Raw genomic sequence first — 11,979 nt, 5'->3', positions numbered from 1 at the left:
GTGCTGGAGTGCTGGAGTGCTGGAGTGCTGGAGTGCTGGAGTGCTGGAGTGCTGGAGTGCTGGAGTGCTGGAGTGCTGGAGTGCTTCATCACTCCCTGACTCCGTCACGTCGTTCGCGAACGACGTGACTCCGTCTCTTCGTAACTCCGTCTCTCCCTGACTCTGGAATACCGCCATCGCCAATCGGTTATTGACGGCTGAAAAAATCCTGCTAAGGTGTCGGCGACCGTTCTTTTGGCGACATAGCCAGCGTTTGGAGGAAAACATGCCGGACAACCGCAATGATATCGACGCGCCGGGTTTCAATCGCGAGAGCTTCATCAAACGGATGATTCCGATCTTGAGCAGTTCCAACATGGAGATCGGCACCCTGCAACTCGTGGACATCCTGTCTTTTCCGGAATTGAGCGACCTGGCCTGGGCGAAATTGCTGCGTCATTCGGAGCGGCTGCCGACAGACATCTTGTGCCAGGTCGTCATGTGCCACGCACGTTTCCGTTTCGAAGCCGCGTCGCTGCTCCTGTTCAAGAATCCGTCCGTCGACCAGCTCTGCTGCGTGTACGCGTTCGTTCCGGAATTCGCCAGCATGATCCGGCTAAGGCTCGCCTTGTTGGGCTACCAGCTGCCCTAGGCGGCCATTCGCCTACGGAATCTTTTGAGCGGCTCAGCCGCTCTTTTTCTTTGGAGTTTAGGCACCAGGAAGAAACGGAGAGACGGAGTTGGGGAGAGACGGAGTCGGGTAGTTTGAGAGTGCAGGAGTGAGGGAGTGTGGGAGTGACGGAGTCAGGGAGCGGATCCGGCTTCCGCACCCCGCAACTCCATGACTTCCTCTCCTCCGACTCCGCATCTTTCAATAAATATGTTTTTCCGCTAAGCTTCCCGCATATGGTCGCTAAAATCATCACCGATAAAGCCAGGATCGAATCCTTATTGCGCCGCCGCGTCGCCGAAGTCGTCGTGGAGGCCAGTCTGCGCCAGAAGCTCGCTTCCGGCCGCCAGTTGCGCGTCAAGCTAGGCGTCGATCCGACGGCTCCGGACCTGCACCTCGGGCACGCTGTGGCTCTCAAGAAACTGCGGGAATTCCAGGAACTGGGCCACCAGGTCGTGCTCATCATCGGCGACTACACCACCCGCGTCGGCGATCCGACCGGCAAGTCCAAGACCCGGCCGATGCTTTCCGAGGCTGACATCGAAGCCAACGCCAAGACCTATCTCGACCAGGCCGCCAAGATCCTCGATCTCGACAAGGTCGAAGTGCGCCGCAATGGCGAGTGGTTCGCCAAACTGAATTTCAACGACATCATCCAGCTCGCGGCTAAGTTCACCGTCGCCCGTATGATCGAACGCGACGATTTCGCCAAACGCCTGGCCGCTGGTTCGGACATCCATCTGCACGAACTTTTGTATCCGATGATGCAGGCCTACGACTCCATCATGGTCGAGGCTGATGTCGAGATCGGCGGCACCGATCAGCGGTTCAACATCCTCGCCGGCCGCGATCTGCAGCGCAAGCTCGGCAAGCCGGAACAGGACGCCATGTTCCTGGGCCCGATCCTCGTCGGGATCGACGGGACGAACAAGATGTCCAAGTCGCTCGGCAATTATATCGGCGTTTCCGAGACTCCCGAACAGATGTTCGGCAAGACCATGTCCATTCCCGACGCCGCGCTGTGGGATTATTTCAATCTGACTACCGACGTGCCGCTCGAAGAGGTCGCTGAAATGAAAAAAGCTTGCGCCGCCGGGAAGATGAATCCGCGCGACGCCAAGGCGCGGCTCGCCAAAGAGATCATCGCTTTCTACCACTCGGCTGACGCCGCGGAGGCCGCGGAGGAGGCTTTCATCAAGACCTTCAAGAACAAGGAAGTGCCGGATGATATCAAAGTTCTGGCTGTTGATGCGGGCGCTTACAAACTCGTTGATCTGCTGATCGAGGCGATGATGGTCGCATCGAAGAGCGAAGCTCGTCGGGCCATCGAGCAGGGCGGCGTCAAAGTCGATGACAAGGTCGTAAAGGATGTGAACTCTGAAATCGCCGTCCAGAAGGAAGCGATCATCATCCAGAAAGGCAAACGTCATTTCGTGAAACTGGTGCTGAAAAATCTTTGGCCGAAGATCTGAGATGACTACTCTCGAGACGATCAAAAAAGAGATTCTCGCTCAGTTGAGCGGTTTATTACCGCCTGATTTGGCTGTGTCCGCGACCGACCTGGTCCGGCCGCCGAAGCCCGAGATGGGGGACTTGGCGTTCGGTTGTTTCGGCGCCTCCAAACTCCTGAAGAAAAATCCGGCTGCCGTGGCGCAGGAGCTGGCCTCCGGCTACAAGACCGGCGGTTTCATCGCCGCGGTCCGCGCCCTTGGTCCGTACCTGAATTTCGATCTGGACCGGTCGGCGTATTCCGCCGCGGTCATCGGCGAGGTGCTCTCGGCCCGGGACGGATACGGCACGCGCGCCGCGACCGGCGAACGCGTGATGATCGAGTACGCCCAGCCGAACACGCACAAGGAATTCCACGTCGGTCATCTGCGCAACATCTGTCTCGGCATCGCGGTCGTGAATCTGGGCCGCGCCGCCGGCCAGGAGGTCATCCCCGTTAGTTACATGGGTGACATCGGCTCGCACGTGGCGAAGTGTCTGTGGTGCCTGAAGAAATTCCATGCCGACGAGATGGAAAAATACCGGCAGTCGCCGGAACTCAATCGCGGCAAGTTCCTCGGACAGATCTATGCCGAGGCGACGCGCCGCGTTGACGAGGACGAGAAGCTGAAAGAGGAGATCGCCGACGTGCAGCGGCGGCTCGAAGCCCGCGAACCCGAGTGGGACGCGCTGTGGCGCGAGACGCGGGAGTGGAGCTTGGTCGAGTTCAAGGAGATCTTCGCCGAGCTCGGCGTCGAGATCGAACGCGCCTACTACGAATCCGAAGTCGAGGAGCCGGGCAAGAAATTAGTACGGGAACTTCTGGCGAAGGGACTGGCCGAAATCGGCGAACGGGAAGCGATCATCGTGAATCTGGAGAAGTACAGCCTCGGCATTTTTCTGGCGCTCAAAGGTGACGGCAGTTCGCTGTATGCGACCAAGGAATTGGCGCTTGCCCAGTTGAAGTTCAGCGAATATCAGAACGTCAGCCGCAGCATCCATGTCGTGGATTCGCGGCAATCCTTGTATTTCAAACAGTTCTTCAAGACCTTGGAACTCATGGGTTTCGATAAATTGAAGACCACGCATCTGGCGTATGAGTTCGTGACCCTGAAAGAGGGGGCGATGTCGTCGCGCAAAGGCAACATCATTGCTTACGAAGATTTTCGCGATGAACTCGCGAGTCGGGTCGCTGGGGAGACGCGCCAGAAACAGCCGGACTGGTCTGAAAGCAGGATCAAAGAGACGGCTTGGCTCGTGGCCGAAGGGGCGATGAAATTCGGCATGTTGAAACAGGATCCGGACAAGCCGATCGTTTTCGACATCGAGGCTGCGCTCGCGTTCGATGGTTTCACTGGGCCGTACATCCAGTACGCGCACGCCCGGCTCTCGTCGATCATCGCCAAGGCTTCCCCCTACGCTAAAGCTGCGGGGGACAAAGGGGGCGTGCCGGCCGCGACGAAGTTTGGCGCCGCTGAGGAGAATGAGAACGCACTCGTTGCGCGGATCGCCGAGTATCCGGAGATCGTCGCTGGCGCTGCCGCGGCTTTCAAACCGTCCATCCTCGCGCAATACTTGTTCGACCTGGCCCAGGCGGCCAATGATTACTACCGCGACGTGCCGGTGATCGCGGCTGCGTCCGCGGCCGAGCGCGAGCATCGCCTGCTCGTCATCGAGGCCGCGTGTCTGACGATCGAGAATGGTTTGCGGATCCTGGGCATCAAGGCGCCGCGCGAGATGTAGGATCTGAAAAATATTGATTGACAGTAGTCCGGACGCGGGATAAATTATGACACCCCGCGTTTTTGTTGTGGGCGATCTTTCACAAGACGGAGGTCACCATGAGAAGCATCAGAGCGCATACTGCCGATCTCAAGAGCTCGCTCGCGGATTTCTGCGAAGGCGCGCTTGATCCCAGCCGCTACATTGTCGCGGTGAACGCTGCCGCCGCCAAGGTGCCGCAGCGTTTCGGCCACGACGGTTCGAAGCTGCTCGACGGCATTCACGCTTTTGACATGGCGGAGACAGCTGCGGCCTATCTTGGTCAGACCAACCTCATCCAGGTCTCGTCCTTTTGTGGTCCGGGCGGCCTCATCTGGGGCTACGATCTGGCCCGTGTTGCCGATCTCGATCGCAAGCTTCTGGACCAGCCTGACGCTTCCGGGCATCTGGTGCCGGTCTACGACGCCGCGCCGCTCATCGAGGCTTCGAAAGCCCTGCTCGGTACGGCCACGGATTCGAGATTCCGGATCCTGCCCGGCTCCCTGTGCCCCGCGGCCTACAAGTCTACGACCATCGCTGGTCCGGCTCGGTGTTTCGCCGCTTTCGGCCTCGGCATCGTCGAGGATCGGGCCTGGTCGGCCTGCATCTTCATGGAGGATGTCGGCTCTTTCGCCTGCGGCGGCGATCTCGCCGCCCAGCGCGGTCAGATCACTGGTTCGATGGCCGCGAGCGTGCTTGCGGTCGCCGCGAACCAAGGTTTGCGCTGCGCCAGCATTTACGTGGCCTGCGCCGATATCGATGTCGCTGCCGGCGAGGTCGGCTGCGCTCTCGTGGCCGCGCCGTATCTGCGGTTGGCCGGAAACGCCTGGCCGCGCGACGGCCTCAGACGCCTGCGGCAGATGACGCTCGACGATTGGCTCTCCGAATGCGGGTGATGCGACTGATCCGCATCCCGACCTTACCCCCCCCCTCGGTCCGAGGGGGTTTTATTATCTTTTAAAAGGCTTCAATTACAGCGATCCGGTCGGCGGCGGTCTGCCGGCTCCTTGCCGCGTCATCCGAATAATCAGGCTTGTTTTAGCTCCCGATTCATCGGTCAGCGGGGCCGCGCGCCGGACCATTGAAAATGGCTGCATTATTGATCATCAAGGCGCGGCGGAAGATGAAAAGCGCGGGAAATCATCTTAATTGACAGCTTAAAGCGAGTGGGTTACGTTGACCTACTCTGCAGATTGCGGAGCCTGTTCTTTTCCAAATTTGGAGGGTGTCATGACCACAAGAAAAAAGAGGACAAGCCGCAGAGAAGTCGCGTTCGCGGACCGTCTGACGGACAAGCGACGCCGGACGCCGGCGTTGTTCCTGGATCTGGATGCGATCGTCCGCAATTACGAGGCGCTGCGCCGGTCTTTCGGCTCGTCTTTCGAAGTGTTTTTCTCGGTCAAGGCCAATGATGACGTCCGCGTGCTGCGGACTCTCGCCCGCCTGGGCTCCGGTTTCGACGTGGCATCGTTGGGAGAGATCCGCCGCGTGCTGTCGCTGGGAGTCGGTCCGGAAAAGATCGCTTTTTCGAATCCGGTCAAGATCCCGCAGCAATTGGCGGCTGCCCGCCGCGCGGGAGTTGATCTGTTCGCGTTCGATTCGGAAGACGAGATCCGCAAGCTCAGCGCTTTGGCGCCTGGCGCGCAGGTCTACCTGAGGCTGGAAGTCGATAATCATGGCAGCGGCTGGCCGCTCTCCGGCAAGTTCGGAGCGTCGCCGGAAAAAGCCCCTGACCTGCTCGCGGCTGCCGCGGCCGCCGGTCTTGATCCGGTGGGCCTGACTTTCCATGTCGGGTCGCAATGCGTGCGGATCGACAACTGGCGGTCGGCCTTGCTCAGATGCCGCGACGTGTGGCGCGAGGCGCAGCAACGCGGTCTGAAGCTGCGACTGCTCGATATCGGCGGCGGCCTGCCGGCCGCGTATGACGGCACAGAACCGGCTGTCAGCGAGATCGGACCAGTCGTCGCCCAAATGGCGAAGGAGCTTCTGCCGGGATTGGAACGGCTGATCATCGAGCCTGGACGCTTTCTCGTGGCGAATGCTGGCACGCTTCTGACCACGGTCATCGGCCGAGCCGAGCGCAACGGGAAGACCATTGTCTTTCTCGACGTCGGCATCTTCAACGGTCTGATGGAAACCTACGAGGCTTTTTGGTATCGCCTGGAGCGTCTGGGCGCCGCCTCGTCGGATAAGACGGAAACGGTGACGCTGGTCGGGCCATCGTGCGATAGCGTTGATGTCATCGCCAAGGATATCAGCCTGCCGCGCCTTGAAGTCGGCGACCGCGTGATCTTTCACACGGCCGGAGCGTACACCAACTCCTACAAGACGTATAACGGCTTTTCTTTCCCGCGGATCATCATCTGCGGCGAATAAGCGAACAGAGAGCGGGACTTCCGCTCTTTTTTGTTATGCCACTAATCATATTTAAGCCCGAGAGACGTAGCTTGAGGGTCGATATTATGCTATAATTAAATACGGAGACGAGGATGTCTCCGTATAAGTTCATTTCTTCGATTTTGATACACGGATGGCGTAGTAGCACTGTCCGCCAAGCGGTGTACCCGTGAAAGTATCCGAGGCGATGAGGTTGTGACTATGCGCCACCTCCAACACGTGAATGATCAACTGCGGCAGTCGGGAGTTCTTTTCCGAGGCGTAATCGAAAGCCACGATCGCGTCATGTTGCTCGATAAAGAGGCCTACGTTGGTCACGATAAGCGAGGCACACTCTGAACCTTGTCGGCTTGGTTCGATCGCGAATATCGTGAAGTAGTAGATTCTTCCCACGAATTCAGGAAATTGCGCTTCCAGTTTTCGTGGGTTGACATAAGCGACCCGTGCTTTTTCCAAATTGTTCGTGCCCATGTGCAGACCGATGGCGTGGCCATCTTCCTTGGCGACGAATTTGACGTAATCCGGGTCCGTCAAGGCGCTGCGAAAGCTTTCCTCGGAGTAACAGAGTTGTTCTTGAATGCAAAGTTCCGAGCTGGGTTGGAACGCGGCTAGATAGACGCGCCATAACTCCTGCTGGAGCGACACATCCGTGATCGAAAAAAGCATTTCACAGGTCATTTTGCTCATGTTCGGCCTCCTAGCGAAGTCAAAGAACGTCTAAATCAACGCAACCCTAACATGTTACCATCAATAGGACAAGCGATACCTACTTTATTGTCTCCTACGCAGGCAATAAATTTCATGTTATCGATCTTTGTGTTGGCTCTTGGTGTTATAATTTTTTGGCGGCATAGGCAACACGAGCTGAATCAGACATTCTTTTTGCTAACAGTCAGTGTCAGTTTCTGGGTTTTTTCATCCTCGATGGCTGACGTAGTGCGCAAGCCATCCGACACGCTTCTTTGGGCTCAACTGGCCTTTATTGGACCATTTTTTTTCTCGTTCTTTTTTCTTCTCTTCACGTATTATTTTCCGAATTTAACAAAAGAACTGAGTTTGCGCAGAGCGTTACTGTATATATTGCCGGTGATATTGATGTTGCCTTTCGTACCCACCAGATTAAATGTCCTTTCTATTGAATTAAAGCCCTGGGGCACCGATTTTCAGCCCGGTCCGATGTATTTGGTTCTTCTGAGTTACATGGTCGCTTGTTTCGGTTGGGCATCTCGTCGTTTGATGGTGACTTACCGCAAGAGTCAGGACGCGCTCATCAAAAGACAGATCGTATTGATCTATATCGGCGTCGCGCTGATGGTGTCATCGGGCCTGGTCACTAATTTGATCCTGCCGGTTTTCTTTAATTTTTCCCAAGCCAGCGTTATCGGACCGGCCGCTTCCGCCCTCTTCGTGATCTTGGCCTCTTATGCCGTCGTGAAACATGGCGTGGACCACACCAAAGTCATCGCGGCGGAGTTCTTCACGGTCGTTTTTGTCCTGTTGAATTTTTCACGGCTTTTCATCGCCTCATCGGATTCGGACTTTATTTTTCAGAGCGTCCTCTTCGTAATCTCGGTAATTTTCGGCGTTTTACTCATCAAATCGGTGGTGGCCGAAGTTCATCGCCACGAACTGCTGTCAGTGATGACCGTCGAACTCGAGAAATCCAACAAACACCTCAGCGAACTCTCCGAAGCCAAGTCCGAATTCATCTCGATCGCCTCGCACCAGCTGCGGACGCCGGTCTCGGTCATCAAAGGCTATCTGTCGCTCATGAAAGACGGCGCTTACGGCGCGGTCGGCGGCGCCGTGCAGGACAAGATCGACCAGCTCTATGAGATGAACGAGCGCCTGATCCACCTGATCAATAATCTGCTCAACGTCACGCGCATCGAGCGGGATAATCTGGCCTACTTCTGCCAGGATGTCGACGCGGTCGAGATCATTGATCACGCTGTCAAAGAGCTCTCCTTGGAGGCTAAGAATAAGGGTTTGGATTTGCGTTTCCGCCAGTCTGCGGACGGCAAGGTCAAGGTTTTTGCGGATCCGGACAAGCTGCACGAGATCATCGTCAACCTGATCGATAACTCCCTCAAATATACTCAGAAAGGCCATGTCGAGGTGAGTCTGGAGCCTGATCGCGGCGAAGGTTTCGCCGTCCTTCGGATCGAGGATACCGGCATCGGCATGAATCCCCAGGATTTGGAGCATCTGTTCGAAAAGTTTTTCCGTCCGGCTCAGACCAACTCGATCCGTCAGTCGGGCATGAGCATGGGGCTCGGACTTTTCATCTGCGCCAAGTTCCTGCATGGCATGGGCGGCGACATCTGGGTGGACCGGACCGCTCCTGGCGAGGGCACGATCTTTGCCGTCCGGCTGCCGACAGTCGCATCCGGCGTCTGCAACGGAGCAGACAATGATTTGTCTGGAACATAAAACGCGGCCATGAGTTTCCTGACCTATTTTCTGACACACAACGCCATCCTGACCGCGACTCTGGCTTTCGGTCTGGGCATGTGGGTCTATTTTGATCGGCGCGGCGACTTTCGGAACGTGACGCTGAGCTCGTTGCTCATCGCTGTGTCGTTCTGGAGCTTTTCCCTGGTGTTGTGGCGCATGTCCGTCGAGCCGAATCAGGTGTTGTTCTGGATCCGGACTTTGTTTTTTGTCGGTTCGTTGTTGCCGGTGCTGTATTTTTTCTTCGCTTACTCCTACGTCCGGCAAGATATTCCCCGCGGCTGGAAACAGTTTCTGCTGTTTTTGCCCAACGCCGTTCTTTTTTGGATCGCTTACAATACGCCGTTCCTGGTCCGGTCCGCCGGCGAATCTTGGAGCTTGCCGGTTTTCGGTCCAGGTCGGATATTCTTCGCGATTCATTTCGTTATCTTGACCATCGCGGGACTCGTTTTGTTGGGCGCCGCCAGCCGCCGCCAGCCCGAACTTGATCGTAAGCATTTGCTTTCGATTGTCGCCGGGACCATCGTCTCTTTCAATATCGTTTTCGTCGCGATGTATGGTTCCGAACTGACGACGCTGGCCGAGTCGTTCTGGGTCGGCAATGTCGCGCTCATGATCGGCGTATTCATCATCGCGCTCAGCATCATCCGCCACCGCCTGTTCGTCGATCTGCGGCTCGTGAGCATCGAGGTCTTCGTCATCGTGGCGCTGTTCGTGGTCATCGCCGACATCGCGGTGGCTCGGTCAACGGTTGATTTTTCCCTGCGGCTGGTGACCCTGATCGTGCTCATCTTTTACGGGATCGTGACCAGTCGGACCATCATGCGGGAGATCCGCCACGTTCGCGAATTGCAGATCCTGAACGAGCAGGTGACGGCGATGAACGCCAAACTCATCGAAGCGGATCGCTCCAAGACCAGGTTCGTGTCCATCGCCTCGCATCAGTTCCGCGCGCCGCTCGCCGGCATCCGCGGTTATCTGGATATGCTGAACCGCGGCGATTTCGGCGAGCTCACCGCGGCACAGCGTCCGATCATCGTCAGTAATTTGGTCGCGGCGAACCAGCTGCTTGAGACCATTGAAACGTTCCTGGACGCCACGAAGATCGAACTGGGCAAGTTCGAACTTTACCGTTCTGAAACCAATCTGCGCGAGGTCATCGAACGGGCGGTGAGCAGCATCAAGCCGCTCGCTGGCACCAAGAAATTGATGCTGGAAGTCGATGTCCCATTGACGCTGCCGATGATCGTTTGTGACGGCGGCAAGATCTACCATGTGCTCATGAACCTGATCGATAACGCGGTCAAATATACCGTGACCGGCGGGATCACGATTTCGGCTGCGGCTACCAGCAAACACATCGAAGTGCGCGTCAAGGACAGCGGGGCCGGACTCAGTGACGCGGACAAGCGCGGTTTGTTCGAGATGTTCCAGCGTGGCACGAGCGGTATCAAGGTCAACAAAGACGGCTCCGGCATCGGGCTCTTCATCGTCAAAAATATCATCCAGGCCCACGGCGGCGAGATCCTAGTCGAATCGCCGGGCAAGGGTTTGGGTTCGACTTTCGGTTTCACGCTGCCTTTTGAACTGTAGGCCGACTGGCTTTCAGTTGAGCGGCTATTTACACTCCGCGGACCAATGGTATAATCGCGGGGTGTTTTATTAATCTGCGTACGGACCGTCGGGCCGGGGCGTCAGCCTTTCTTGGCGCCGCCGCCGTCATAATATGTTTCAAGCCAAACCTATGGCGAACCGCGATATCGGCAACGAAGCCGAAACAGTGATAGCCGCCTCCGTCAAAGTCGAGGGCGAATTCGTGAGCCAGGGCAATGTGCTCATCGAAGGCGTCGTCGAGGGGAGCCTGAAGACCGAGAAGAATCTCCGCGTCGGCGAGCGGGCCCGCATCAACGCTGATGTGTCCGCGGCGAGCGCCACGGTCGCGGGCGAAGTCCGCGGCAACATCGTGGTGGCCGAGAAACTGGAACTCGAAGCCACGGCCCACATCTATGGCGACGTCCGCGCCAAGGTCCTGACCGTCGCGGCTGGCGCGCAGGTCAACGGCCGCGTGGCCATGGGCCAAGAGACCGGCAAGAATGAGAACCAGGCCAAGCCGCAGTTCAAGCTGGCCGAGAAGCCGGAAGAAAAAGTGAAGCTGCCGGCCATCTAACCGCCAGACGAATGGCGGGCATAACCCGCAAACTGAAAGCCACCGGCGACAGCCGGTGGTTTTTTACTATACTCTTGAAGTACTGGAGTGCTGAAGATACGAAGTTAAGATACTGACTCCCTGACTCCGTCTCTCCCGTACTCCCGCACTCCAGCACTCCTGCACTCTCCCAATAGGCGTGGTCCGTGCGCTCGACAGTCCCGCCGCTTATGATTATGATGGACGCGCGGGTTAGTCCCGTCCAACATGTATTTCTATATTTACGACAGCTTCATCAGCGACCGGAAATACGAGCGCGTCATGGCGGCCGTGGAGATCGCTCTGACCGATCTCGGCATCACCGGCAAGATCGGCCGGCTGACGCCGTTCACCAATGCGCGCGGCCTTGTTCGCGATGAGACGCGCCGCGGCGCCAAGACGATCGTCGCCGTCGGCAACGACGAGACCGTCTCGCAGGTCGTGGCCGGTCTTGGCGACGCCGACGTCACTTTGGGACTCATTCCCATCGGCCAGCCGAATTCCATCGCCAAGTCGCTCGGCATTCCGCCGGGCGCCGAGGCTTGCGAGGTTTTGTCGCGTCGCGTCATCCAGAAGATCGACCTGGGCAAGATCAATGGCCAGTATTTTTTGTGGCAGGTGGTCATACCTCCGGGACGTTATACCGTCGAGGGCGAGGGCGATTACCGGATCTCCTCGGTCGATTCCGAGTGTGAGATCGTGGTGAGCAATATCCGCAGCGCCGAACTCGCCCTGCGCGGTCCGGCCGCTCTCAGGCATCCCGGCGATCCTCAGGATGGGCGTCTGGATATGCTCATGATCCCGAAGCGGTCCGGCGGATTTTTGGGCGGTCGCGGCAAGAACGAGGAAGCCGGACTGATACCGCTCCGCCGGCTGAAGGTCTCGAGCGACGAACCGTTCACTGTCGTGGTCGACGGCCGCAAGACCGAATATCGCGAAGCCTTGATCGAGATCGCTCCGTCCAGGCTGAAGGTCGTTACGGGCAAGGAGCGGTTGTTCGCGGCGTGAAGGGGGTGGGAGAGACGGAGTTGGGGAGAGATGGAGT

The 11,979-nt window shown here is 57.6% G+C and carries 10 protein-coding genes; 9 read left to right on the top strand and 1 reads right to left on the bottom strand.

Annotated elements, in window-relative coordinates; all coding sequences use genetic code 11:
• Positions 1–265 precede the first annotated feature (265 nt).
• The 5 genes from WCT10_04340 to WCT10_04320 all read left to right on the top strand — a co-directional run bounded on the left by WCT10_04340 (position 266) and on the right by WCT10_04320 (position 6,274).
• Positions 266–631: a hypothetical protein gene (locus tag WCT10_04340; GenBank protein MFA6604035.1), complete on the top strand. Its 366-nt coding sequence runs from the start codon at positions 266–268 to the stop codon at positions 629–631.
• 254 nt (positions 632–885) lie between these two features.
• Positions 886–2,121, top strand: a complete 1,236-nt coding sequence (tyrS, locus tag WCT10_04335; GenBank protein ID MFA6604034.1) for a tyrosine--tRNA ligase — start codon at positions 886–888, stop codon at positions 2,119–2,121.
• Between the two features lies 1 nt (position 2,122).
• On the top strand, positions 2,123–3,880 hold the full coding sequence (gene argS, locus WCT10_04330; GenBank protein ID MFA6604033.1) for an arginine--tRNA ligase: 1,758 nt from the start codon (positions 2,123–2,125) through the stop codon (positions 3,878–3,880).
• Between the two features lie 98 nt (positions 3,881–3,978).
• Positions 3,979–4,794: a histidine decarboxylase, pyruvoyl type gene (locus WCT10_04325; protein MFA6604032.1), complete on the top strand. Its 816-nt coding sequence runs from the start codon at positions 3,979–3,981 to the stop codon at positions 4,792–4,794.
• A 334-nt stretch (positions 4,795–5,128) separates the two neighbouring features.
• On the top strand, positions 5,129–6,274 hold the full coding sequence (locus WCT10_04320; protein ID MFA6604031.1) for a type III PLP-dependent enzyme: 1,146 nt from the start codon (positions 5,129–5,131) through the stop codon (positions 6,272–6,274).
• A 129-nt stretch (positions 6,275–6,403) separates the two neighbouring features.
• On the opposite strand, the gene WCT10_04315 is transcribed toward WCT10_04320, so the two are convergent.
• Positions 6,404–6,982: a hypothetical protein gene (locus WCT10_04315; protein ID MFA6604030.1), complete on the bottom strand. Its 579-nt coding sequence runs from the start codon at positions 6,980–6,982 to the stop codon at positions 6,404–6,406.
• 51 nt (positions 6,983–7,033) lie between these two features.
• Here WCT10_04315 and WCT10_04310 point away from each other — a divergent pair, with 51 nt between their 5' ends.
• The 4 genes from WCT10_04310 to WCT10_04295 all read left to right on the top strand — a co-directional run bounded on the left by WCT10_04310 (position 7,034) and on the right by WCT10_04295 (position 11,942).
• Positions 7,034–8,728 (top strand): ATP-binding protein, encoded by a 1,695-nt coding sequence (locus tag WCT10_04310; protein ID MFA6604029.1) that lies wholly within the window; start codon positions 7,034–7,036, stop codon positions 8,726–8,728.
• Positions 8,729–8,737: 9 nt separating this feature from the next.
• Positions 8,738–10,342: an ATP-binding protein gene (locus WCT10_04305; GenBank protein ID MFA6604028.1), complete on the top strand. Its 1,605-nt coding sequence runs from the start codon at positions 8,738–8,740 to the stop codon at positions 10,340–10,342.
• A 151-nt stretch (positions 10,343–10,493) separates the two neighbouring features.
• On the top strand, positions 10,494–10,916 hold the full coding sequence (locus WCT10_04300) for a polymer-forming cytoskeletal protein (protein ID MFA6604027.1): 423 nt from the start codon (positions 10,494–10,496) through the stop codon (positions 10,914–10,916).
• A 246-nt stretch (positions 10,917–11,162) separates the two neighbouring features.
• On the top strand, positions 11,163–11,942 hold the full coding sequence (locus tag WCT10_04295) for a diacylglycerol kinase family protein (protein ID MFA6604026.1): 780 nt from the start codon (positions 11,163–11,165) through the stop codon (positions 11,940–11,942).
• The last annotated feature ends 37 nt before the right edge of the window (positions 11,943–11,979 follow it).

Source organism: Patescibacteria group bacterium (genome assembly GCA_041667185.1).
Lineage (GTDB): Bacteria > Patescibacteriota > Patescibacteriia > SG8-24 > SG8-24 > JBAYFM01.
The sequence above is the reverse complement of the archived record's forward strand: the minus strand, read 5'-3'. Positions and strand labels throughout refer to the sequence as shown.